The sequence below is a fragment of the Mesorhizobium sp. ISC15 genome, assembly GCF_037162615.1.
GTDB classification, from domain to species: Bacteria; Pseudomonadota; Alphaproteobacteria; order Rhizobiales; family Rhizobiaceae; genus Mesorhizobium; species Mesorhizobium mediterraneum.
Genome location: NZ_JAVSPX010000001.1, coordinates 296,493 through 320,302 on the forward strand (window position 1 = coordinate 296,493; position 23,810 = coordinate 320,302).

At 62.2% G+C, this 23,810-nt stretch carries 24 protein-coding genes; 12 read left to right on the forward strand and 12 right to left on the reverse strand.

Annotated features, from left to right (window positions below):
• Window positions 1-369: 369 nt before the first annotated feature.
• The 5 genes from RPG13_RS01495 to RPG13_RS01515 are packed head-to-tail and all read left to right on the forward strand — an operon-like array spanning window position 370 to window position 4,611.
• Window positions 370-1,257, forward strand: coding sequence for a sugar phosphate isomerase/epimerase family protein (locus RPG13_RS01495; RefSeq protein ID WP_128284707.1), 888 nt, complete (start codon window positions 370-372; stop codon window positions 1,255-1,257).
• Between the two features lie 57 nt (window positions 1,258-1,314).
• Window positions 1,315-2,484: a mandelate racemase/muconate lactonizing enzyme family protein gene (locus RPG13_RS01500; RefSeq protein ID WP_128284706.1), complete on the forward strand. Its 1,170-nt coding sequence runs from the start codon at window positions 1,315-1,317 to the stop codon at window positions 2,482-2,484.
• Between the two features lie 2 nt (window positions 2,485-2,486).
• Complete coding sequence (locus tag RPG13_RS01505; protein ID WP_095488252.1) at window positions 2,487-3,200, forward strand: FadR/GntR family transcriptional regulator; 714 nt, start codon at window positions 2,487-2,489, stop codon at window positions 3,198-3,200.
• A gap of 1 nt (window position 3,201) precedes the next feature.
• On the forward strand, window positions 3,202-4,182 hold the full coding sequence (locus tag RPG13_RS01510) for a hydroxyacid dehydrogenase (RefSeq protein ID WP_095488250.1): 981 nt from the start codon (window positions 3,202-3,204) through the stop codon (window positions 4,180-4,182).
• Window positions 4,183-4,224: 42 nt separating this feature from the next.
• The gene (locus RPG13_RS01515; protein WP_337124273.1) at window positions 4,225-4,611 is read left to right on the forward strand and encodes a hypothetical protein; all 387 of its coding nucleotides are present in this window, start codon (window positions 4,225-4,227) and stop codon (window positions 4,609-4,611) included.
• 11 nt (window positions 4,612-4,622) lie between these two features.
• Here the strand turns inward: RPG13_RS01515 and RPG13_RS01520 are convergent, their stop codons facing one another.
• On the reverse strand, window positions 4,623-5,918 hold the full coding sequence (locus RPG13_RS01520; RefSeq protein WP_337124274.1) for an amidase: 1,296 nt from the start codon (window positions 5,916-5,918) through the stop codon (window positions 4,623-4,625).
• Between the two features lie 119 nt (window positions 5,919-6,037).
• Here RPG13_RS01520 and RPG13_RS01525 point away from each other — a divergent pair, with 119 nt between their 5' ends.
• Window positions 6,038-6,385, forward strand: coding sequence for a GFA family protein (locus tag RPG13_RS01525; protein ID WP_337124275.1), 348 nt, complete (start codon window positions 6,038-6,040; stop codon window positions 6,383-6,385).
• A gap of 37 nt (window positions 6,386-6,422) precedes the next feature.
• Here the strand turns inward: RPG13_RS01525 and RPG13_RS01530 are convergent, their stop codons facing one another.
• Window positions 6,423-7,331 carry an SDR family oxidoreductase gene (locus RPG13_RS01530; RefSeq protein ID WP_128243645.1) on the reverse strand — a complete coding sequence of 303 codons (909 nt, stop codon included), beginning with the start codon at window positions 7,329-7,331 and terminating at the stop codon, window positions 6,423-6,425.
• 94 nt (window positions 7,332-7,425) lie between these two features.
• On the opposite strand from RPG13_RS01530, the gene RPG13_RS01535 reads away from it, so the two are divergent.
• A complete protein-coding gene (locus RPG13_RS01535) occupies window positions 7,426-7,995 on the forward strand; it encodes a TetR/AcrR family transcriptional regulator (protein ID WP_337124276.1) in 570 nt (189 codons plus the stop codon).
• A gap of 45 nt (window positions 7,996-8,040) precedes the next feature.
• On the opposite strand, the gene RPG13_RS01540 is transcribed toward RPG13_RS01535, so the two are convergent.
• Window positions 8,041-9,252: an MFS transporter gene (locus RPG13_RS01540; RefSeq protein WP_095488467.1), complete on the reverse strand. Its 1,212-nt coding sequence runs from the start codon at window positions 9,250-9,252 to the stop codon at window positions 8,041-8,043.
• Window positions 9,253-9,344: 92 nt separating this feature from the next.
• Between RPG13_RS01540 and RPG13_RS01545 the strand changes: the two genes are divergently transcribed.
• Window positions 9,345-10,316, forward strand: a complete 972-nt coding sequence (locus RPG13_RS01545; protein WP_095488245.1) for an AraC family transcriptional regulator — start codon at window positions 9,345-9,347, stop codon at window positions 10,314-10,316.
• Between the two features lie 54 nt (window positions 10,317-10,370).
• Here the strand turns inward: RPG13_RS01545 and RPG13_RS01550 are convergent, their stop codons facing one another.
• The 7 genes from RPG13_RS01550 to RPG13_RS01580 form a co-directional block, all read right to left on the reverse strand.
• Entirely contained in the window at window positions 10,371-11,456 is a 1,086-nt protein-coding gene (locus RPG13_RS01550; RefSeq protein WP_095488243.1) for an ABC transporter ATP-binding protein, read from the reverse strand.
• On the reverse strand, window positions 11,456-12,565 hold the full coding sequence (locus RPG13_RS01555) for an ABC transporter ATP-binding protein (RefSeq protein WP_095488241.1): 1,110 nt from the start codon (window positions 12,563-12,565) through the stop codon (window positions 11,456-11,458). Before RPG13_RS01555 ends, RPG13_RS01550 begins: the two co-directional genes overlap by 1 nt.
• On the reverse strand, window positions 12,562-12,771 hold the full coding sequence (locus RPG13_RS01560; RefSeq protein WP_095488239.1) for a hypothetical protein: 210 nt from the start codon (window positions 12,769-12,771) through the stop codon (window positions 12,562-12,564). Before RPG13_RS01560 ends, RPG13_RS01555 begins: the two co-directional genes overlap by 4 nt.
• The gene (locus tag RPG13_RS01565; RefSeq protein ID WP_095488237.1) at window positions 12,768-13,727 is read right to left on the reverse strand and encodes a carbohydrate ABC transporter permease; all 960 of its coding nucleotides are present in this window, start codon (window positions 13,725-13,727) and stop codon (window positions 12,768-12,770) included. The genes RPG13_RS01560 and RPG13_RS01565 overlap by 4 nt, the downstream gene beginning before the upstream one ends.
• 1 nt (window position 13,728) lies before the next feature.
• Window positions 13,729-14,634, reverse strand: a complete 906-nt coding sequence (locus tag RPG13_RS01570) for a carbohydrate ABC transporter permease (protein WP_128284697.1) — start codon at window positions 14,632-14,634, stop codon at window positions 13,729-13,731.
• 73 nt (window positions 14,635-14,707) lie between these two features.
• A complete protein-coding gene (locus RPG13_RS01575) occupies window positions 14,708-16,024 on the reverse strand; it encodes an ABC transporter substrate-binding protein (RefSeq protein ID WP_095488235.1) in 1,317 nt (438 codons plus the stop codon).
• Between the two features lie 357 nt (window positions 16,025-16,381).
• Window positions 16,382-17,062 carry a TetR/AcrR family transcriptional regulator gene (locus RPG13_RS01580; protein ID WP_126104816.1) on the reverse strand — a complete coding sequence of 227 codons (681 nt, stop codon included), beginning with the start codon at window positions 17,060-17,062 and terminating at the stop codon, window positions 16,382-16,384.
• 296 nt (window positions 17,063-17,358) lie between these two features.
• Here RPG13_RS01580 and RPG13_RS01585 point away from each other — a divergent pair, with 296 nt between their 5' ends.
• The 3 genes from RPG13_RS01585 to RPG13_RS01595 are packed head-to-tail and all read left to right on the forward strand — an operon-like array spanning window position 17,359 to window position 19,917.
• Window positions 17,359-18,555 carry a Tm-1-like ATP-binding domain-containing protein gene (locus RPG13_RS01585; protein WP_337124281.1) on the forward strand — a complete coding sequence of 399 codons (1,197 nt, stop codon included), beginning with the start codon at window positions 17,359-17,361 and terminating at the stop codon, window positions 18,553-18,555.
• Between the two features lie 11 nt (window positions 18,556-18,566).
• On the forward strand, window positions 18,567-19,493 hold the full coding sequence (locus tag RPG13_RS01590; RefSeq protein WP_128285872.1) for a phosphoenolpyruvate hydrolase family protein: 927 nt from the start codon (window positions 18,567-18,569) through the stop codon (window positions 19,491-19,493).
• 4 nt (window positions 19,494-19,497) lie between these two features.
• The gene (locus RPG13_RS01595) at window positions 19,498-19,917 is read left to right on the forward strand and encodes a cupin domain-containing protein (RefSeq protein ID WP_128285871.1); all 420 of its coding nucleotides are present in this window, start codon (window positions 19,498-19,500) and stop codon (window positions 19,915-19,917) included.
• A 20-nt stretch (window positions 19,918-19,937) separates the two neighbouring features.
• Here RPG13_RS01595 and RPG13_RS01600 read toward each other — a convergent pair whose 3' ends face one another.
• Both RPG13_RS01600 and RPG13_RS01605 read right to left on the reverse strand, forming a co-directional pair.
• Window positions 19,938-20,255, reverse strand: a complete 318-nt coding sequence (locus RPG13_RS01600; RefSeq protein ID WP_128285870.1) for a hypothetical protein — start codon at window positions 20,253-20,255, stop codon at window positions 19,938-19,940.
• A 140-nt stretch (window positions 20,256-20,395) separates the two neighbouring features.
• Window positions 20,396-21,586: a Xaa-Pro peptidase family protein gene (locus RPG13_RS01605; RefSeq protein WP_337124282.1), complete on the reverse strand. Its 1,191-nt coding sequence runs from the start codon at window positions 21,584-21,586 to the stop codon at window positions 20,396-20,398.
• Window positions 21,587-21,964: 378 nt separating this feature from the next.
• Between RPG13_RS01605 and RPG13_RS01610 the strand changes: the two genes are divergently transcribed.
• Window positions 21,965-23,575: an ABC transporter substrate-binding protein gene (locus tag RPG13_RS01610; RefSeq protein WP_337124283.1), complete on the forward strand. Its 1,611-nt coding sequence runs from the start codon at window positions 21,965-21,967 to the stop codon at window positions 23,573-23,575.
• The last annotated feature ends 235 nt before the right edge of the window (window positions 23,576-23,810 follow it).

Here is a 23,810-nt window from a genome sequence, read left to right on the forward strand (position 1 = left end):
CAAGCATAGCGCCGATTGAAAGCAGGGCCAGCCTCTTTGGTCTTTTCGCACAGTGCGTTACGCATCGCTGCTCTGGTATTACCAAATGTCGAAATCTCGTCAAGCCACCTTGCTTGCCATCCGAAGCCTGCAACCATGCCGAGTTGCGCGACATATTGCAATGTAATCAATGATGTAAACCGGCCATCAGAGCGAAAATCCTGCACTTCTTGCCGTTCAGATCAAATTGCTGTAGACCTCGCTTCAGGCCCAATTGGTCGAACCAGTTTACGAAGAACGCTGGAGCGCCTTGGGGAGGAATCATGCGGCGCGCTCCGATGGGTGCGTTGCAGGCGAGCTGTTACAGGCGAATTCTGGGAAGGACAGACCATGCATCTTTCGACGCACAACTGGATGCGGGCGGAGCCATTGGAGACGACGCTCAAGCGCATCAAGAAATTCGGCTATGAGTCGATCGAGATTTCCGGCGAGCCCGAGCAATACAAGACCAACGAGACGCGTGCGCTCCTGAAGGAGCACGGCATCCGCTGCTGGGGGGCGGTGACGTTGATGCTGGGCGAGCGCAATCTCGCCGCCAAGGACCAGGGCCAGCGCGAGCGCTCCGTGCAGTACGTCAAGGACGTGCTGACCATGGTCAGCGAGCTCGATGGCGAGATCATCACCCTCGTTCCCGCGACCGTCGGCAAGGTGGTGCCGGACGGCACCGAAGAAGAAGAATGGAAATGGGTGGTCGACGCCACCAGGGAGTGCTTCACCCATGCCAAGAAGGTCGGCGTCAAGATCGCGGTCGAGCCGCTCAACCGCTTCGAGACCTATCTGTTCAACCGTGGCGCCCAGGCGCTGGCGCTGGCCGATGCGGTCAGCCCCGAATGCGGTGTCTGCCTCGACGCCTACCACATCCACATGGAAGAATTTAACGTCTATGACGCCATCCGGCAGGTCGGCAAGCGGCTGTTCGACTTCCATGTCGCAGACAACAACCGCTTCGCCGCGGGGCTCGGACAGATCGACTGGCCGAAGATCGTCGGCACGCTGAAGGAGGTCGGCTACGACGGCGCGCTGACCAATGAGTTCGTCGCCCCTGTCGACCGCACGCCGGCCGCTCCCTATCCCGACATGGTCGAGCGCAATCCAGTCGACATCTCGCCGGAGCAGCTGAAGTTCATCCAAGACCACGGTTCCAGCGTGCTCACGGAGAAATTCTACACCGACCAGATGCGCATCAATGCTGAAACGCTGCTGCCGCTGATCAAGTAGTCGGTCCGTTTGGGAATGAGCCTTCCGCCCTGACCGGCGGCAGGGCCGGGGATGAACATGCGCATCAAGACGGTCCAAGCCTGGTGGGTCCGCATACCGATCGAAGCCGCGAAGCAGCATCGCAGCGACTTCGGTCAGGTGACGACGTTCGACGCCGCCATCTTGCGCATCGAGACCGCTGATGGGCTGGTCGGCTGGGGCGAAGGCAAGAATGCCGCCGGCAGCACCGGCAGCTACGGCGCCCTTGTCCACATGCTGAACCACGAAGTCGGCCCGCAGCTGATCGGCTGCGATCCGGCTGACATCGGGGTGATCTGGGAGATGCTCTACAATGGCGTGCGCCACGACAGCGCCGCGCAAAACGGCCACGCCATGCCGCAACTGGCGCGGCGCGGCATCAGTGTCGCGGCGATCAGTGCCGTCGACATCGCATTGTGGGATATTCTGGGCAAGTCGCTGGGGGTGCCGGTCTGGCGGCTGCTCGGCGGCCGCAAGCTCGAACGCATGCCGGCTTATGCTTCCGGTGGCTGGGCCTCCACCGAGGCGATCGGCGACCAGTTGAAATCCTATATCGCCAAGGGCGGCTTCAAGGCGCTGAAAATGCGGATCGGCGCGATGGACGGCACCCCGCACAATTCCGCCGCCCGCGTCCGCGCCGCCAGACAGGCGCTCGGCCCCGAAGTCGACCTGATGGTCGATGCGCATGGCACCTACACTGTGGCGGAGGCCAAGCGCTTCATCCATCTCGCCGGCGATCTCGATCTGGCCTGGTTCGAGGAGCCGGTCATCGCCGACGATAAGCCTGGGATGGCCGAAGTGCGGGCGTCCGGCTCCATCCCGATCGCCACCGGCGAAAGCGAGGCGACGCGCTATGCGTTCCGCGACCTCGCCATGCTCAAGGCGGCCGATATTTTCCAGCCGGATCCGGCCTTTTGCGGCGGCATCAGCGAGGCGATGAAGATCGGCACCATCGCCAGCGCCTTCAATTTGCGCTTCGCGCCGCATCTGTGGGCCGGCGCCCCTTGCTTCTTTGCCGGGCTGCATGTCTGCGCTGCTTCGCCGGCTAGCTTTACCGTCGAATATTCGCTCGGCGCCAACCCGATGATCCACGATCTTATCGAAGAGACTGTCGAAGCAAAGGACGGTATGATAGCGATCCCCGAGAAGCCCGGACTGGGATTCACCCTTTCGGAACGGTTCCTGGAGGCGCACGCGCTACGCGGCTGATCATGAAAGAAAAGAACCTCCTCGCGGAACTCGCCGCCTATCTGTTCTCCCATTCCGACAAGGCGACGGGCCGAACGCCGTCTGAGCGTGAACTGGCGGAGCATTTCGCCGTCAGTCGCGGCCAGATCCGCGAGGCGCTGGCCATCCTCGAAGCCATGCGCATCGTCGAGCGCCGGGCCAAATCCGGCATCTATATCGACACCAAGCAGCCCAGCGTCGAAGCGATGGCACTGTTTGCGCGGGCCGGCCTGCCGCTCGACCCGATTATGATCTACGAGACGGTCGAGTTGCGCAAGATCCACGAAATCAAGGCCGCTGAGCTTGCCTGCTCGCGTGCCACCGAGGAAAATTTCGAGCGGCTGCGCGAAATCCTGAAGGCTTCGGAGGATCGCATTGCTGCGGGCGAAGGCCTCGCCAAGGAGGACCGCGAGTTTCACCTTGAGATCGTGCGAGCAACCAAGAACAGCGTTTTTCACAACATATGCAGCGTCTACTACATGATGGGCGAGCAACGCCTGCCGATCTATTTCAACGATCCCGAACGCAGCGTGCGCTCGCATGCGGAGCACATCCAGATCTATGAGGCGCTGCTGCGCCGCGACGGCAACCTCGCCCAGGCGCTGATGAGCGCCCATTTGCAAGGCGCGGAGAGCTATTGGAAAGGCCTGATCGAAGGCCGCGAAGAAGCTCAAAGCCCAGCGCTCGAACAGGTCTGATATGCCTAGAATCCTCTCGACGCACACGCTGCACCCGCGCGCCTCCGCCATGCTGACCGGTGCCGGTGAACTCGTTGTCGCCTCCGCCCTCGATGCCCACACGCTGGCGACTGAGGCGAGGGACGCCGATATCATCATCGTTCGCGCTCCGCTGCCATCAGCGCTTTTCGAGGGCACGACGAAGCTCCGGGCCGCAATCCGCCATGGTGCTGGGCTCGACATGGTCCCCATGGAAGCGGCCACTGCAGCCGGCGTGCTGGTCGCCAACGTGCCGGCAGTCAATGCGCGGTCGGTCGCCGAATACGTGATGTTCGCGGCCCTGGCGCTGCTTCGGCGTTTCCGCATGGTGGACCGCGACTTGCGGGCGAAGGGCTGGCTGGCCGGCCGCGACCACACCACTCTCGCCAGCGAGCTCGCCGGCAAGACGATCGGCATTGTCGGCTTCGGCGCCATCGGACAGGCAGTCGGCCATATCGCGGCGCATGGTTTCGACCTGAACGTGGTGGCGACGACGCGCAGCATGGGGCCGGCGCTGGACAGGGTCGGCTTTCTGTCGATCGACGCGCTGGTCGAGCAGAGCGACATCATCGTTCTGTGCTGCCCGCTGACACCGGAGACGCGCGGCCTGATCAACCGCGAGCGCATCGCCCGCATGAAGCCACATGCGCTGCTGATCAATATTTCGCGCGGGCCGGTGATCGACGACGACGCGCTGATCGAAGCGCTGCAAAAGGGCCGTATCGGCGGTGCCGCGCTCGACGTCTTCGCGACGCAGCCGCTGCCTTCCAATCATCCCTATTTCGGCTTCGACAATGTCATCGTCACCCCGCATATGGCAGGGATCACCGAGCAGTCGATGATGCGCATGGGCGTCGGGTCGGCTGATGAAACCTTGCTGGTGCTGGCCAACAAATTGCCGGTCAACCTGCGCAATCCCGAAGTGGTCGAGCACTACCGGCGGCGGTTTCCGGCCGACGCGTAGCGTCACCGCCGTTTCGCCCTATTTCTCCACGACGCTGGACCCATGCTCGTTCTTCGCCGCATGGCGCTGCTTGCTGCCATCTTTTCGATCTGCGTCCTGCCCTCGCTCGCTGTGGCGGAGAGCAGTTATGTCTATTGCGACAACGGCTTGCGCTGCGTGATGGCGCCCTGTCCATCGAACAGCGCGCTCGATCTTGCCACCGGCAAAATCATCAAGGGCGTGTCGATCGACATCGATGAATTGCCGCGGGAGGACAAGGCGCTCGATCTCTCGGACAACCTCTACGCCGGCAAGGTCGTGGTTTTCGGCTCGATCGAGAACCGGACCCAGACCCTCAACGGCAAGCGATACACTCTGCCATGGCTGGTCGCGGCCGGTATCGAACGCGCCTCCAGGGACAGCGAACGCGGCCATTGTTCGTCACACTGACGTTCACGTCTTCAACGGCCAAGCAATGCCTCGACCCCCGCAGCGATGCGCAGCAGACGGTGGTCGTGGCCGTTGCGCGCCACCAGCATCAGCCCGGCCGGGCGCGCCATTCCCGGCATCGGCAGCGAGATCGCGCAGAGATCGAACTGGTTTGCGACTTGCGTGTTGCGCAGCAGAAGGCCTTCCGTACGTTCACATAGAACTTCGTCGCTGGTCATCGACACGATGGTCGGGGCGGTGACCGGCGTGGTCGGCAGGGCCAGCACATCGACAGACGCCAGCCGCTCGTCCATGGCGGCGACAAGCGCCGTGCGGCGGCGGATTGCCCTTATATAGGCTGTGGCCGGAACGGCGGCAGCGCGCGACAGCGGCTCGCTCGCCCGCGGATCGACCGGTGTCGTCGCACCTGCCGCCAGCCAATCTGCATGGACCTCGGCGCCCTCCATTGCCGCGATCGAGGCCCGCTTGGTTACCGCGCGCAAATCGGCAAGGAGGTCATCGATGGACAGATCGGCGAGACGCGCGCCCGCAAGCTCTACCTTGCCAACACATCGGTCGAACGCCGCCGCGACCTCTTCTTCCATATCCTCGAAGAGCACGCCGCGCGGAACGCCGATGCGCAGCCCGGCAAGCGGAAGCGGAACCAGTGCCACAGGCTCCTCGCCCGCCATCACCGCGTCGGCTGCGGCACATTCGGCAACGGTGCGCGCGAGTGGGCCGATGGAGTCGAGCGTGTTGGACAGCGGGAAAACGCCACCGCGTGGCACACGCCGTGCGGTCGGCTTGAAGCCGACGACACCGTTCAGCGACGCCGGAATGCGGACCGAACCGCCGGTGTCGGAACCGATCGAGATCTCGCTCGTGCCTTCGCCGACCGAAACGCCGGCGCCTGAAGACGAGCCGCCCGCAATCCGGCTGGTGTCGGTCGCATTGCCAGGCGTGCCGTAATGCGGATTGACGCCGATCGCGGTGAAGGCAAATTCGGTCATGTTGGTCTTGCCGAAGATGACGGCACCCGCCTGCCGTAATCGTCGAACGATGACGGCATCCCACAGCGCCGGCGCCGCGGTGCCGAGCAACAACGAACCGGCTGTGGTCGGCTCGCCGGCGACGTCGAACAGATCCTTGATCGACACGATCGCTCCGTCGAGCGGTCCGAGCGTCACGCCGGCCTTGCGCCTGATATCGGCGGCATCGGCTGCTGCCCGCCCGGCTTCCGGATAGAGTCTTACGAATACGCTTTCATTGTCCGCGCGGACGGCGAGACGCGAAAGGACGACTTCGAGGCGGTCGCGGGCAGATTGCATTTTCGGTGTCGGACTCCGGACGCCTGCAACGTCTTACAGGCAACGACTGGTGCGTGACCTGCAGAGACATAACCCGGCACAAGCACATTTGCACCCTGTCGAAAGAAGGAGGAGACCTGATGCTCTACAAAGGCAGCTGCCACTGCGGTCAGATCGCCTTCAAGGTCGAAGGCGATCTGACCGGAGCCGTGCGATGCAATTGCTCGATCTGCTCGCGCAAGGGCGCACTGCTATGGGCCGTGCCGCATGCGGCATTGCGGGTGCTTGCCTGGGGTGACGATCTTGGCAAATACGCCTTCGGCAACCATGTCATCGCCCACCGGTTCTGCCGGACCTGCGGCATCCATCCCTTCGCCGAGGATGTCAGCGAAGGGAGCGAACGAAGCGCCTACGTCAACATCCATTGCATAGACGATCTCAATCTGGACGCTGTGTCGATTTTCGACTTCGACGGCCGCGCGGCCTGAAACCGAAACTATTGCCGGCTCCCAGCGTTCGAGCGGTCTAACGGTACCCCGTCGCATCGGCAGGTTTGCCGGCGTCCTGAACCTCGGGAACGTAGCGCCACGCGTCGGGCCGCGAGCCGTCGAGATCGGTAAAGCCATAAACCCGCGCCAGCCCGCCGCTGGACAGCGACTGCCCGTTCCAGCGTGAGAGATCGGCGTCCGTCGCCAGCGCCGTCACCGCGCGGCCGACGAAGCGCGGTGTCTCCGAAATGATGAAATGCGGCACCTTCGCTGTCGCATCACGCCAGTTATCCTCCGTCACCCCAAAAGCTTCCAACATCATTTCCGAACGCAGCCAGCCGGGTGTCAGCGAAATCGAGGTGGCACCGTGCGGGGCAAGATCCTGGGCATGGGCCCAGGCCATGCGGGTCACTGACACTTTGGCGAGGTCGTAGAACGGGGAAAGCCGATAGTGGTCTGCATTATACTCGGAGGTGCCGTCGGTGACCTCGACAAGCAGCCCACCCGGACGCTCGATCAGCAAGGGCAGCGCGTGGTGAGCTGTGATCAGGTGCGTGTCGATTGCCAGCCTGAGCATGCGCAGGCCGTTCTCGAGATTGTGCTGCCAGACCGGCTTGTTCCATTCGAACAGCTTTTCGCCGCCCCAGATGTCGTTGACCAGTATATCGAGACGGCCCTGCTCCGCACGGATTCGGTCGACCAATTTGCGCACGTCTTCCGAAATCAGATGATCGACCTGCACGGCAATGCCCTTGCCGCCAAGCGCCGAAACCAGTTCCGCCGTTTCCTCGATGGTTTCAGGACGCGCATATTCGGACGGATGCCCGCGCGTCGACCTGCCGGTGACGTAAACAGTCGCGCCGGCAGCGCCCAGTTCGACTGCAATGCCTCGGCCGGCGCCACGCGTGGCGCCCGCGACCAGAGCGACTTTTCCACGAAGCGTCATTAGGCTCTCCCAAAGCTCGATTCGACCAGGAGGTGCTGGTCTCTGCCGGTGCCGTAATATATAAATGATCATTCGGTTATAAATGGATGTCAAGATGCCCCGGCCAAAAACCCAGTCCGACGAAGACGTGCTCGAAGCGGCGAACCGGCTGATCCACGCGCATGGCCCGGAAGCGCTCACCTTTGAGCGGCTGTCCGTAGCCTGCGGGCTGTCCGGCTCGACGCTGGTGCAGCGTTTCAAAAGCAAGGCCACTCTGAAGCAGAGGGCTCTGTTGCAGGCATGGGACCGGCTTGATGACAAGACGGCGAGGCTGTCGAAGACGATCCCAAGAACCCCTGGTGGAGCGATCGGGCTGCTGGTGGCGCTATCGCAGGACTATGGCGGCATCGAATCCTATGCCGAAGGCCTTCTGGTGCTGCGCGAGGATCTGCGCGATCCGCTGCTTCGCGCACGCGGCGCGTCGTGGAAAGCTTCGCTGTGTACCGTGCTCGACGCCTGTTTTGCCTCAGCAGCCGATGCGCCCGAAGGCGTCGGACTGCTCATGGCTTCGCACTGGCAGGGCTCGCTGCTGTGGTGGAGCTTCGACCCCGAGGTCGAAGTGGCCGCTTATGTCGAAAACAGCCTGACCCGTTTCGTAACGGCGATAACGGCCCGAAGAGCGTAACCGATCTCCGGGCCGATCAAAGATAAATCCGCAAGGGCGGACGGGCTAGTCTGCGTGCTTCGGACCAAGCAGGAACGCCGCCAAGGCCGCCAGCAACGTCGCGATTCCGCAATAGGCGAACGCACTGGCAACGCCGGCGTTGTCGACCAGCAGGCCGCCGAAAACGGCCCCCAGCGCGATGGCCACCTGGAACGTGGCGACCATCAGCCCGCCGGCGCTTTCAGCCTGGTCGGGAGCGGCTCGCACCAGCCAGGTTTGCAGCCCGACCGGCACCGCGCCGAAGGCAAAGCCCCAGGCGGCAACCGCTATCGCCGCAACGACTGGCGAGGCTCCGAGAGTGAGCAGCAAGGCGGCTGCCACAGCAATCAGCAGAGGCGCCAGGCCGACGGCGGTTTTGAGGCTGCGCTCGGCCATGAAGCCACCGGCAAAATTGCCGAAGAAGCCACCGATGCCGTAGGCGAGCAGCACAAGCGAGATCGTCTCGATATCCAGCGCGGGCACCTTCTCGAGAAACGGGCGGACATAGGTGAAGCCGGCAAAGTGTCCCGAAGCGACCAGCAGGACCACCAGAAGCGCAATCCTGATCATCGGGCGCTTCATCACGTCCAGCAAGGTCCGAACGCTTGCCACGCCCGCCGGCGGCAGCTTCGGAAGGGTGGCGATCTGCACGAGCAGCGCCAGGGCGCCGACAACAGCTGCGATCATGAAGGCCGTTCGCCATCCCCAGATGTCGCCGACATAGGCACCGACCGGGGCGGCACAGACCGTCGCCACCGAAACGCCGGTGAGGATGATCGACATGGCGCGCGGCATGAGCCGCATCGGTACAAGCCGCATCGCCATGGCCGCCGACATCGACCAGAAGCCGCCGAGACTGATCCCGAGCATGATGCGAGCGATTAGAAGAACGGGAAGCGAGGAGGCAAACGCCGCCACCAGGTTCGACAGGATCAGCAGCACCGTCAGTCCCCACATGACCAGCCTGCGGTCCAGGCGTTTGGTGATGATGGCCATGGTCGGAGCGGCTATCGCGCCGACAACGGCCGTCGCTGTCACCGCTTGGCCCGCAGTCCCTTCCGTCACGCCGAGGTCCTGCGCCAGCGGCGTCAGCAGACTGGCAGGCAGGAATTCTGCGGTCACCAGCCCAAACACCCCAAGCGCAAGGGACACGACCGCCCCCCACGCCGGCTCGGCTCGTTCGTCGGTTTCCGCGGGATCAAGAACGGCGTCCATGACGCCTGTCGCGGGTTCGGTCATGATGGAATCTCCGGTCTGGTTGCAGCGCAGCATTTGGCTGCAATGCAACATAGGGAGTGACCGCCTGGAGTTTCCATGCTAGAAACACCATCATGCTTGACTATTCGTCCAAAGTTCCGATCACCGGCGATCCGCTGACAGACATATTGCGCGGGTTACGGCTCGACGGCGTCGAATACGGCCGCTGTGAAATGCAGGAGCCCTGGGGCCTCCAGTTTCCGGCCCAGACGGCGGCACGGTTTCATTTCATCGGCCGCAAGGGATGTTGGCTGCTGCAACCGTCCGGCGAATGGGTGGAGCTCAAGGCGGGCGACGCGGTGCTGCTGCCGCGTGGTGCAGCACACGTCCTGGCGAGCGAGCCGGGTATCGAGGCTTCGCCGATCCAGGGCTACAAGGTCGCCGAGGTCTGCAAGGACGTTTACTGCATGTCCAATGAAGGTCGCCGGCCGGGGACGCTGCTTTTTTTCGGCAGCATGTATTTCAATCTCGACGGTTTGCACCCATTGCTCGGCATGATGCCGGACGTGATGCGCGCGCACGAGTTGGAAGCCTATGAACCCGGCATCCCGCATCTGCTGGAGGCCATGGCCCGCGAAGTGACGATGGAGCGCGTCGGATCCGGCGGCATCCTTGCACGGCTTGCCGATGTGCTCGCCGCCACCGTCATCCGCTCGTGGGTCGAGCGCGGCTGCGGCGACTCGTCCGGATGGATCGCGGCGGTGAGAGACCGCGAGATCGGCCGCGTGCTGGCGGCAATCCACCTCGAACCGGACCGCGATTGGACCGTGGAAACGCTCGCCAGGATGATGGGCGCCTCGCGATCGGGTTTCGCGGAACGCTTCGCGACGATCGTCGGTGAAACCCCGGCCAGATATGTCACCCAGGTGAGAATGCACCAGGCACGGCAATGGCTGGTCCGCGACCGGCTGAAGATTTCCGTCGTCGCCGCGCGCCTGGGCTATGAATCCGACGCGTCCTTCAGTCGGGCGTTCAAGCGCGTCATCGGGTCGGCTCCCAGCCATTTCCGGGCCGAGGAACAGGCCGAGACCCGTCAAGCCGGCTAAGCCTGGCCAGAGGCTTCAAGCCGCGTAGTATCTCCTCCGCCGAACAGACGCGCTCTAGCCCGCGTGACGGAGGCTTATCCCGCTAGCCTTGTCGAACAGCACCACCTTGTCCGGATCCCAGGCAAAGCGCACCGGCTGCTCGATCTCGACATCGGTTCTGGCCGGCACCGTGGCCCGCAGCATGGCGTCGCCGACCCGCAGCGTCAGGATCTTTTCGACTCCATGGTTCTCGACATCGTGGACGCGCGCTTCCACCGGCGCCCCGCTCTCGAGATAGACATCCTCGGGACGAATACCGAAGACGAGCGGGCGACCGTCGGTCGCACCGCTCGTCTTGGCCCCCCCCGCAAAAGGCAGTTCGAAATTCAGCGGTGCCATCACCGCGCGGCCGTTGACGAGCTTGCCGTCGATGAGGTTCATCGGCGGCGAGCCGACGAAGCTCGCCACATAGGTGTCGCGCGGATTGTTGTAGATCTCATACGGCGTGCCGGTCTGGACGATGCGGCCATGGTTGAGCACGCCGACCTTGTCGCCCATCGACATCGCCTCGATCTGGTCGTGCGTCACGAACAGGAAGGTCTGACCAAGGTTCATCTGGATGTTCTTCAGCTCGGTGCGCAGCGCCTCGCGCAGCTTGGCATCGAGCGCCGAAAGGGGCTCATCCATCAGGAATACGCGGGGCTTCCTGACGATGGCGCGACCAATCGAGACGCGCTGCATCTCGCCGCCAGAGAGGCGATCCGTCTTGCGCTCGAGCAGATGCTCGATGCGCAAGGTCTTGGCAACGCGGTCGACGCGCGTCTTGATCTCGTCCGGCTCGATGCGGCGGATTTTTGGCTTCAGCGGGAATTCGAGGTTTTCGCGCACCGTGTAGCGCGGATAAAGCGAATATTGCTGCAGCACCAGCGCCACGTCGCGCTCGGCCGCACCCCAGTCAGCGACGTCAGCGCCGTCGATGAGTATTTGCCCCTCGTCCGGCTTTTCCAGGCCGGCGATCATGCGCAGCGTCGTCGTCTTGCCGGCTCCGGTCTCGCCGAGCAGCACGAAGAACTCGCCGTCGGCAATGTCGAGATTGAGCCCGGTCAATGCGGTGTGATTGCCGAATGTCTTCGAGATGTTCTTGAGCTGGATATGGGCCATCAGAGTCTCACCCCCAGCGAATTGCCGCTTGTCGTGTCGAAGAAGTGCGCCTGCGCGGGGTCGAGCTTGGCGAAGACCTGGACCCCCGGCTTGCCGACGAAACCGGAACGGGTGCGGGCACGCAACATCTGTGCCCCAACCTTGAGGTCGACAATGTCGTAGGAGCCTAGCGGTTCGATGATGTGCGCCTCGACCGGCAGATAACCGTCCGCCGCCTCGCGCGAGACCATCACTCCTTCGGGGCGGATGCCGAGCGCAAGACGGTCCTGCCCGACGTTCGCGGCGTCGAGCTGGCCGACCAGCTCGGACGGGAAAAGGAACCCTTCCGCGGCACCGTCGACGGTGACCCTGGCGCCGGAGCCGTTCATCGTCACCGCCGCGTTGGCGACGTTCATCACAGGCGAGCCAACGAATTGCGCGACGAACAAATTGGCCGGGTGCGTATACACGTCCGATGGGCTGCCTACCTGTTGCAGAACGCCCTCATGCATGATGACGATGCGGTCGGCTAGGCTCATCGCCTCGATCTGGTCGTGGGTGACGTAGATGGTGGTCGAGCCCTGCTTGATGTGCAGCCGCTTGATCTCCGCGCGCATCTCCTCGCGCAGCTTGGCGTCGAGCGCGCCGATCGGCTCGTCCATCAGCATCGCTTTCGGCCGCCGCACCAGCGCCCGGCCGATGGCCACGCGCTGCATGTCGCCGCCCGACAGCGCCGACGGCTTCTTGCCGAGCAGGTCGGTGATCTGCAGCACTTTGGCGACCGAGCGCACCTCGCCGTCGATCTCCGCCTTGCTCTTGCGCATGGCGCGCAACGGAAAAGCGATGTTCTCGTAGACGCTCATATGCGGATAGAGCGAGAACGATTGGAACACCATGGCGATGTCGCGGTCGGCAGCCTTGAGATGCTGGACCGGCTTGCCGTCGATGAGAACATCGCCGCCGTCGATCGTCTCCAGCCCGGCGATGGCGCGAAGCGTCGTCGTCTTGCCGCAGCCCGACTGTCCGAGCAGCACGATGAACTCGTTGTCGTCGATCTTGAGATTGAGGTCCTTGATGACCTGAACGGCGCCAAAGAATTTCTGGACGCCACGAAGCTCGATCTGGGTCATGCGTGACCTTCTTTTTCCGGGGTGCCGGTCGCCTGCGGCTTCTGCCTTGGACCGACCCAGCCGGTGATCATGAACGTCACCAGCCCGACGATGATGATCGTCAGCCCGTAGCGATGCAGGAAGAGATTCCACGGCTGGCAGAGCGCGATGATGCCGCACACCATCACGATCTCGGCCGTGCGTTGGATTGTAGCATGGCGGATCATTTGCGGATCGCTCCGAAGGACATGCCGCGCAAGAGGTGGTTGCGGAGCAGGAAGGTGAAGATCGCGACAGGCAGCAGGAACAGGAAGGTTCCGGCGGCGATCACCGTCCAGTCCGACAGGCCGGAGCCGACCTGGCTGGGAATGAAGGGCGGTGCCGTCTGGGCGCGTCGGTTGGTCATGATCAGCGCGAAGGCATATTCGTTCCACGCCGTGATGAAGCAGAACACGGCGGTGGCGGCGATGCCGGTGGCGGCCTCAGGCAGCACGATCTTGAAGAAGGCTTCCATGCGCGTGTAGCCGTCGACGAGCGCCGCCTCCTCGTACTCCTTCGGAATTTCGTCCATAAACCCCTTCATCAGCCATACAGAGAAGCTGAGGTTGAAGGCGGTGTAGAGGATGATCAGGCCCCAATGCGTGTCGTTGAGGCCGACGACCCGGTACATCAGGAACATCGGGATCGCCACCACCACCGGCGGCAGCATGCGGGTCGACAGGATGAAGAACAGCAGGTCCTGTTCCCCCTTTATCTTGAAGCGCGAGAACCCGTAAGCGGTGAAGGTGCCCATGCCGACGGCCAGGATCGTCGAGGTGATGGCGACGATCAGCGAGTTCATGAAGCGGCTCGGATAACCGGACCACTGCACCTCGCCCCTGCCCGAGCGCACCACCTTCTCGCCGCCGTCAAACACCAGCCGCTCCCACCACGGGGCGGCGGCGTATTGTTCCGGCGTCGGCGCAGTGCGCAACTGCGACCGCTTGGTGAAGAGCTTTACGAAGGGTGATATCTCAGGCTGGAACATCACCGTCGGCGGAATGGTGGTGGCAAGGTTGCGCGGCTTGAAGGCCGTCGAGGCTATCCAGTAGATCGGCGCCAGGAAGATCATCGTGATGATCAGCACACCGACGATGGCGAGCTTGTTGAGCGAACGCTCGGTAGAGGTGGTGACAGCGGCCATTCTAGCGCTCCTTCACCTTGTTCAGGTATTTGACGTAGATGTTGGTGATAGCCAGGATCATGATCAGCACGATGTAGGCTAGCGCGCAGGAGCGCCCGGTCTGCCACTCCTGGAACGCCATCTTGTAGAGCCGGATCGAGATCACCTCGGTGGTTGGCTGGCTGGTCAGGATGTAGGCGAGATCGAAGGTCTTGAACGCCTCCATGGTGCGAAAGATGATCGCGATCATCAGGATCGGCGCGACCAAGGGCAGCGTGATGCGAAAGAAGGTGTAGAACGAGCCGGCGCGGTCGATCGCCGCCGCCTCGTAGAGGTGCTTCGGCACTGCCGACAGGCCGGCGAGCGACAGCAGCATCACAAAGGGTGACCACATCCAGATGTCGGTGATGGCAACCGCGTAGAGCGCCATGTCGGGGTTGGACAGCCACTCGAAGGAGCCGAGGCCGAGCGTATAGTTGATGATGCCGAAGGACGGATCGTAGAGCAGCTTCCAGAACAGGCCGACGACAGCCATCGACAGCATCATTGGCAACAGCAGCAGGGTCGTCAGCAGGCCCTTCAACGGGATATCGCGGTTGAGCAGCAACGCCACGCCGAAGCCGACGATGACCTGGCCGACGACGGAGACGATGACATATTTGGCGGTGATGGCGAAATTCGACCAGATGAACGGGTCGTTGAGCAGCTCGCGGTAATTCTGCAGTCCGACGAAATTGGCCGCCGCCGGGCTCGATGCGCGAAAGTCGGTGAACGAATAGCCGAGCGAATAGATCAGCGGAAAGATGTTGAAGACGATCAGGAAAACGATCGTCGGAACGATGAAGAGATTGCGGATCGTGAGATCGCTCATGCCGCGGGCGGCGGAGCGCGAGTTGGGATCCAGGGTGGTCATGACTGCAGTGGCCAAGGCCCGTTCCTTCCTTGTCCGGAAAAGAAAACGGAAGGGGCAGGCTACCGCCCCCTCCGAGCGTTAATGCCGTTTACTTCACGCGGTTGTATTTCTTGAACGTCGCGTTCCAATCCGCGGCGAGCGAATCGAGCACTTCCTTGGCCGTGCCCTGATTGCCGGTGATGTACGGATAGACGCGTTGGTTCATCTGGATGAGCAGCTCGGCATATTCCGGCGTCGCCCAGAAGTCCTTCACCTTGAACATGGTTTCGTAGAAGGCCTTGTTGTAAGGCGTGGCGTTTTGGAATTCAGGCGACTCGAGCACCTTGGCGCTTGCCGTGTAACCGCCGAGTTCCGCCCATTTCTTCTGCGTATCTTCCTTGATGAACCATTCCAGGAACTTCATCGCCTCTTCCTGATTCTGGGAATAGGAGATGACGGAGATGCCCTGGCCGCCGAGCGCGGCGAACTGGTCGCCGTTCGGTCCTGGAGGGTTGGCGAAGAAGCCGGTGGCCTTTGCATTCGGGTTCGAGGCTTCGTTGATGAGCGCCGGGAAGAAGGCGAAATAGTTCATGCTCATCGCCGCCAGGTTTTCTGTGATCGCCTGGTTGTCCTCGATGAAGAAGCTCTTGGCCCAACCAGGAGGAGTGAAGGAGTAGAGCTCCTTGTAAGCCTCGAGCGCCTTGACGTTCTGCTCGGAGTTGATGATCCCGTCGACCTTGTAACTGGCATAGTCGCCAAGTTCGCCGCCGAAGGAGAAGATGGCGTTCTCGACGCCCATCACCAGAGCGTCATACGAGTTATCGGTATAGATGGCGACGCCGTAGCGCTTCTCGTCGGGACGGTGGAAGAATTCGGCGATGTCGCGCAGCTGCTTCCAGTCCTTCGGTATGCCGAGATCGTAGCCGTACTTGGCCTTGAAGGCCTCCATCTCCTTCGGATCCTCGAACCAGTCCTTGCGATAGGACCAGCCGACCGCGTCGCCCTCGGCCGGGATCGACCAGTATTTGCCGGAGTTGGACGGATATTCGGCGTAGTATTTCACCGTCGCCGGCGCCATCACTTCCTTCAGATTGTGCTTGTTGAAGAAGTCGGTGAGGTCGACATAGTGGCCGGCCTCAGAGGCGGCGCCGATCCACTGGGAGTCGCCGACCACCATGTCGTAGGCGCTGCCCTTGGCGTTGAACTCGGTGAACGCCTTGGTCTGGAAGTCGGGCCAAGGCGTGGTTTCGACCGTGACCTTCACGCCGCTTTCGGCCTCGTAAAGGTTGACGAGTTCCTGCAAATAGTTTGCCGGATCCCATTCAGCCCAGAATATGGTGAGTTCCTTATCCTGCGCGTAGACGGACGTTCCGCAGGCGAGCACTAAGCCGATACCAGCAAGCATACTGGTCATTGTCTTGCGCATAATGATTTCCTCCCTTGTGCGCATTCTACCGTATCATGCGAGCCGGCGGCGAGCCGACCCTGGTAGTTCCTCCCGTGACGGCAGCGTTCCGGTTTTGAGCCTCCTCGCCCAGCCAGAAATGGCTCGCAGCCCTCACATTTAATCCGCTTTATTGTCCTGATCTGGTATTACCAATTTCCGGCGCACGTCAAGCTCTTTCTTGGACGATGGCAGGCCCTCAGACAAGCGGATTCCAGCAACATCTGCCTGTTTTTCTTAAATTTTCCTACTCCTTGATACGCAAGAGCCTTGTTTTGGCTGCGGCGCTACGATTATTGTCGGTACTTGACATCCCAATCTGGTCGAACCAGATCGATACTATTTCGTGGCTATCGCCGGCGCGCTTCTGTCTCCTTTGGCCATCGATTCCACCACTGCAGCTCGTACCAGGGCGCCGGCTGCCCATTGTGCTACCGACATCCTCTTGCGGCTGTCCAGCCCCCATATATCCTTCAGCACGATGAGCACTTCAACGCCGAAGATCAGCGACAGGGCCTGGGCCAGGCGCTTGAATTCGCGTGGCGGCAGCCTGTCCTTGAGCGGCGCGATCGCGTCCTTGAGCAGATCGACGCGATGGCCGCGCGTAAACGCCGGCTCGCCGCCCAGTGTGCCGGCCTGCCGCCGCGCCCACTGGTCGAGCGACAGCTTCAGCGCCGCCTTGAAGGTTGCCTCGAAGGCCTCGATGCGCGGCATGGCCGTGTCGAACAGTTCGACCACCCGGCGCTCGGGATCGGTCGAGGCTGATTTCCAGGTGAGGATCGGCCCGAGCCCTTCGTTGACCACCGCCTGCACCAGCGCCGCCTGGCTTGGAAAATACCGATAGGCGGTGGCGCGCGAGACTTCCGCCGCTTCGGCGACCTCGCTGACCGAGGGCGTGGCGCCCGCCTGCATCAGCCTTGTCGCCGTCTCCAGCATCAACCGCCTTGTGCGCGCCCGCGGTCCGCGCGCGGCAGAGCCGGCGTCCTCGGACACTGCCGCTTGTTGACGTGAGACATTCATGTCAATACGATACGCGCGTCTCAAAAAATTGCAATGGCCATCCCTCTGGTTACGTTGAAGCCCTACGGCGCCCCCCTCTGTCCTGCCGAACATCTCCCCCACGAGGGGGGAGATTGGCTGTCATCTGCACCTTCGCCAATCTCCAACATCGCATGGAAGGCGCCGATCGAGCGAACTGCCGATCTCCCCCCAAGTGGGGGAGATGTCCGGCAGGACAGAGGGGGGCGCCGTAGAGCACTCCGTTCTCATGTACTGAACGCGGCCACCGTTCAGCCAGCCCCCAGGGAGGCACGCCCATGAAGCGCGTCTATGTGGTGGGCACCGCCGACACCAAGGGTGAGGAACTAGCTTTTCTGGCCGATGCGGTCGCTGCCACCGGTGCTGCTGTCGCCCGTGTCGATGTCGGAACGCGCGATGCCACCGTGCCGGTCGATGTCCCGGCCGAAGAGGTCGCCGGCCACCATCCCGGTGGCAGCAGTGCCGTGTTGGGCATCGACGACCGCGGCACCGCGGTCGCGGCAATGGCCATCGCCTTGACCCGGTTTATCCAATCGCGCACCGATATATCAGGTGTGATCGGCATCGGCGGTGGTGGCGGCACTTCGATCATCACATCAGGCATGCGCGCTCTGCCGCTCGGCCTGCCCAAGATCATGGTCTCGACGCTCGCCTCGGGCGACACCGCGCCTTACGTCGATGTCTCCGACATCGTCATGATGCCGTCGGTGACCGACATGGCCGGCCTGAACCGGCTTTCTCGTGTCGTGCTGCACAATGCCGCCCAGGCGATATCAGGCATGGCTGCAAAACCGGCGGCGCCGCCCGACGGCAAGCCGTCGATCGGGCTCACCATGTTCGGCGTCACCACGCCATGCGTGACTTCCATCGCCGAGCAGCTTCGCTCGACCTATGACTGCCTGGTCTTCCACGCCACCGGCACCGGCGGCCGCACCATGGAAAAGCTGGCCGACAGCGGCTTGCTGTCCGGTGTCATCGACATCACCACGACCGAGGTCTGCGACCTCTTGTTCGGCGGCGTGCTGCCTGCAACCGAAGACCGCTTCGGCGCGATCGCCCGCACGAGGCTGCCCTATGTCGGCTCGGTCGGCGCGCTCGACATGGTGAATTTCTGGGCGCCGCCGACCATTCCGGAACGCTACAGCGGGCGGCTGTTTTACGAGCACAATCCGAACGTGACGCTGATGCGCACGACCCCTGAGGAAAGCCGCAAGATCGGCGAATGGATCGGCGCAAGACTGAGCCTTTGCGAGGGTCCAATCCGGTTCCTCATTCCCGAAAAGGGCATCTCGGCGCTCGATATCGAAGGCGGCGCTTTCTTCGACCCCGAGGCCGATGCAGCACTCTTCGAGGCCATCGAGCGCACGATCATGCCGAACAGCATGCGCCGAGTGACGCGCCTGCCGCTGCACATCAACGATCCCGAATTCGCCCAGGCGGCAACAGCGGCCTTTCTCGACATCGCCGGACAGTGAGAGAAGAAAACATGGCCGCCATACCGCGCAAGAAAATCCTGGAAAAATTCCGCAAGATGATTGCCGGCGGCGTGCCGATCGTCGGCGGCGGCGCCGGCACCGGCCTGTCGGCCAAGGCCGAGGAGGCCGGCGGCATCGACCTGATCATCATCTACAACTCCGGCCGCTACCGCATGGCCGGCCGCGGCTCGGCCGCCGGCCTGCTCGCCTATGGCAACGCCAATGAGATCGTCAAGGAAATGGCCTACGAGGTGCTGCCGGTGGTCAAGAAGACGCCGGTGCTGGCCGGCGTCAACGGCACCGATCCCTTCGTCATCATGCCGCTGCTGCTGGCGGAGTTGAAAACGATGGGCTTCTCCGGGGTGCAGAACTTTCCGACCATCGGCCTGTTCGACGGCCAGATGCGCCAGAGTTTTGAGGAAACCGGCATGGGCTTCGGGCTCGAGGTCGACATGATCGCCGCAGCACACGAGCTCGACCTCCTGACCACACCCTATGTGTTCAACCCCGACGAGGCGCGCGCCATGACCAAGGCCGGCGCCGACATCGTTGTCGCCCATATGGGGGTGACCACCGGCGGCTCGATTGGCGCGACGTCGGCCAAGTCGCTGGACGACTGCGTGACGGAGATCAACGCGATCGCAGCCGCTGCGCGGTCGGTGCGCAAGGACGTTATCCTGCTTTGCCATGGCGGGCCGATCTCGATGCCGGACGACGCCCGATACATCCTCGAACGCTGCAAGGGCCTGCATGGCTTCTATGGCGCGAGCTCCATGGAACGGCTGCCGGCAGAAGCGGCGATCGCCAGGCAGACCACCGATTTCAAGGCCGTCACGCTCGAGCATCGGACCCAAAAGTGGGAACCGGTTTTGGGAAAATCCGATGCGCAAACAAAAAAAAGCGGTGCCAAAACGACTGCGAAGAAAAAGAAGGGATGAGACGATGACCGACAAAAGCAAGGTGTTTGTCTATCCGAAGGATGTCAGCGCCTTCGGCTTCGACTGGGGCAGGCTCTCGCTGACGGTGGCGCCCGAGGTGAACGGCGCGACGCGCTTTTCGGGCGGCGTCGTCGACCTTCCATCCGGCAAGGGCCACACGCGCCACAACCATCCGGGCGCTGAGGAGATCATCTTCGTCATATCGGGCAATGGCGAGCAGATGGTCGAGGACGAGAACGGCAATCCAGTTGTTGCGAAGGTCGGCCCCGGCTGCACCATCTATGTGCCGGAAAGCCGCTTCCACTCAACGCTGAACACCGGCGATGCGCCCATGCAGCTCTTCGTCGTCTATTCGCCAGCCGGACCGGAACTGGCGCTGCGCGACCTGCCGGATTTCAGGCTGTTGCCGGCGGGCAGGAAATGACCCAAGCCGACCTTGATCTTCTATCTATCGACGCGAGGCGCAGTCAAAAGACTGTAAGTCAGATTCCAAATCAGTTCCGCAATCTCACCGGCTTCGTCATCAGAGAGTTGCTTCACGGTTGCCGGCACGCGACCCTCGTCCGAATCTTTAGGCGTAATTTTCGTGAGACGGTCCATGATCTCCTTGTATACTTTGGAAAGTTCCGAGGTGCGAAAATCGCTTTCCTTGATCGGATGAAAGGACATATAGGCGCCGAGCAACCGCGTTCTGATATCTCCATTCCCTACGAGGGTGGACGTGGCGGTCACAAATTTCTCACGGGCGTAATCCTGGCTCAATATCGTTTCTCCTTAAGTTTAAACTATCGATAGATCGCATGTAGGACGGTGAGCGTCCATTTCAATAGCAGTTTTGCTAATTTTGAAATATCCGCAAACATAAGCGCGCCACATATATTTTGATTATTGAGATTTCAGCTCTATCGGATATCACCCCGGTTCCAACCCCTGCCCCGGTCGCCGAACATCACATACCCTGTGTCGGTGACGGCCACCGTGTCCTCCAGCTTGATGAAGCCGCGCGTCGGGTGGAGCATCGTCGTCTCGACCGAGAGCACCATGTTTTTCTCCAGCGGCTTTTCGGCGTAAGTGCCTTCATATGTCACCGGATGGTTGGTCATCAGGAACGGCGCTTCATGCGTGATCAATCCCATGCCATGGGCAAAGAAATCGGTATACGGCGCGACCTTCGACGCTTTCAGCACGCCCTCGGCATAGGAAATCATATCGCCGCCAAGCATGCCCGCGCGCACCTTGGAAAAGGCAGCCTGCTGCACCGTCTCGACCTCGGCCAGCAAATCCTCCAGTTCAGCGTCCGGCTCGCCTAAGATGCCCATGCGACAGAGGTCACCGATATAGCCGTGATAATTGCCGCCGGAATCGATCGACATCACCTCGCCCTTTTTCCACGCCTGTGGTGAGCCGGCGCGGTTATGGCTGGCGCCGAGCGTCAGCAGGCAATACTCGAAATGCGCGCCGCGATTGGTCTCCTCGCGCCTGAGCTGCTCGATGATCTCGGTCTTGGTCGTGCCTTCGCGTGCCCAGGCAGTGGTTGCCAGCATGGAATCGGTGATCAGTTCGGAGGCGATGCGCAGCTTCTCCAGCTCAGCTTCCGTCTTGATGGCACGCATCCGCTCCAGCATATCAGTCGCGTCGATCAGCTTGGCGTCCGGCAACGCCTTGCGGATCAGGGTGTAGGCATCCGACGGCAGGAAAGCCGGCTCGATGCCGATGCGGGCGTTGCCCTTGCCGATTTTCGTCAGGTGCTCAACCGCAAGATTGGCGGCGTCGAGCGTGCCCCAGCAGGCGGCGTGCAAGGTCGGCGTCCAGAACGGGTTGTTCTGGTGCTCGCCGCCCTCCATGCGGTTGCCGATATAGGCGGCATGCTCGGGCCCACCCTTCTCGTAGACAACAACAGGCAGATAGCGGCTGTGGCCGATCGCATCCATGGCGGCGAAGAAGATGAACTTGTAGCCGCCAAGCAGATATTGCGTGTTGTGCTTGGAGGTGGCGAGCAGCACATCGATGCCGGCCTCCTCCATCAGCCGATCGACCCTGGCATGATCGAACGGAATGGTGCTGACGGCATTCTTGCCCGGGGCGACGTTCATCTTTCTTTCTCCCTGAATTCCCTGGCCGGCCGGTCGCATCGCCGGTTGTCTTGGTCACGATACTCCGGCTGTCGGACAAATCTGCACTACTTTGCCCAGTCTGGTCCAGCCAGAATAGGTGAAACGCCCGTTTCGGCACACTCCGTCGTCGTATATCGCGATGCTTAACCTGATCTGGTCCTACCAGATAAGCTCCAATGAACCGCTTCCCTGTAACTGGTCCAGCGGACGAAATTTTCAAAGCCACGCCAGAATGCGCCAATTCCCTCTCTGGCGAAACCCTCGGCAAGGCTCATAATCAGCCTTGCAAGGATGCCGTCCGGCGTCCGAGGGTATTGGCCCACCCGGCCGGGTGGCTGAGAGGGACGGAGTTCGATCATGTCAGATGTCACGATTTCCAGACGCACCGTGCTTGCGGGTTCGGCATTGCTTCTGGCCTCGACGGCGCTGCCGACCATCGGTCTGGCACAGACGCCCAGGAAAGGCGGACGGCTGGTCGTCGCCGCCGATTCCGAGCCGCGCAACCTCAACCCGGCGATCGTCGCTTCCAACGGCGTGTTCTTCATCTCAAGCAAGGTCGTGGAGACGCTGGCCGAGGCATCCTTTGACGGCAAGGACGGGCTCGACCCGCGCCTGGCGACAAGCTGGGAGGGCGCCGCCGATGGCCTGTCGGTGACGTTCAAATTGCGCGAAGGCGTCAAATGGCATGACGGCAAGCCCTTCACGTCCGACGACGTCGCCTTCTCAGCGCTGCAGATCTGGAAGCCGCTGCAGAATCTCGGCCGCACCGTGTTCAAGGACCTGGAGACCGTCGACACGCCCGACGAACTGACCGCGGTATTCAAATTCGCCAAGCCGACACCGTTCCAGTTGATCCGCAACGCCTTGCCGGCGCTGAGCAGCGTGGTGCCGAAGCACATCTACGAGACTGGAAAGATCGAAGAGAACCCGGCCAACAATGCGCCTGTCGGCACCGGCCCGTTCAAATTCGCCGAACACAAACCCGGCGAGTATTATCGGCTGGAGAAGAATGCCGACTATTGGGGCAAGGACCAACCTTACCTCGACGAGATCATATACCAGGTGCTGCCCGACCGCACTTCGGCGGCAAGCGCGCTTGAGGCCGAAGAGATCCAGCTCGCCGCCTTTTCCGCCGTGCCGCTGGCCGATCTCGACCGCATCTCCAAAGTGCCTGGCCTCAAGGTGATCACCAAGGGTTACGAGGGCCTGACCTACCAGCTCGTCGTCGAGGTCAACCATCGCCGCAAGGTGCTGGCCGACCTCAAGGTGCGCCAGGCGATCGCCCACGCCATCGACAAGGATTTCGTCGTCAAGACGGTGTTCCTCGGCTACGCCGCCACAGCCACCGGCCCGGTGCCAAAGAACGATCCGCAGTTCTATACGGCCGACGTGCCGACCTATGCCTTCGACGTGGCCAAGGCCAACGCCCTGCTCGACGAAGCCGGCTACAGCAAAGGCGACGACGGCAAGCGCTTCTCGCTGAAGCTGTTGCCGGCGCCCTACTTCAACGAGACCAAGCAGTTCGGCGACTATCTGCGCCAGGCGCTCGCCGCCATCGGCATCGACGCCCAGCTGGTCAACAACGACTCGGCCGCGCACATCAAGGCCGTCTACACCGACCACGCCTTCGACCTTGCGGTTGGGCCGCCAGTGTTCCGCGGCGATCCGGCGATCTCGACCACCATCCTGGTGCAGAGCGGCATGCCGGATGGCGTGCCTTTCTCCAACCAGGGCGGCTACAAGAACGACGAACTCGACGCCCTCATCGCCAAGGCGTCCGAGACGCTCGACACCAGTGCGCGGACAGAACTTTACAAGGAGTTTCAGAAAAAGGTCGCAGCCGACCTGCCGCTGATCAACGTCGCCGAATGGAGCTTCATCAGCGTTATCAGAGACACGGTGGGGAATGTCGCCAACAACCCGCGCTGGGCGGTGTCGAACTGGGCGGACACCTGGCTGGAGGGGTGAGCTGCGATTAATTGAGATTGACCTTCGCCAGTAGGTGAAGTTGGTAATGTCCGTGCTCGACGATACCCCCCTCTGTCCTGCCGGACATCTCCCCCTCAAGGGGGGAGATTGGCTTGCTTTGATGCCGGCCCTTCCCTTAGCGATGCTTGCGATTGGCGCTACGGCGAGTGACGGCCGATCTCCCCCCTTGAGGGGGAGATGTCCGGCAGGACAAAGGGGGGCGCCTAGGCACTGC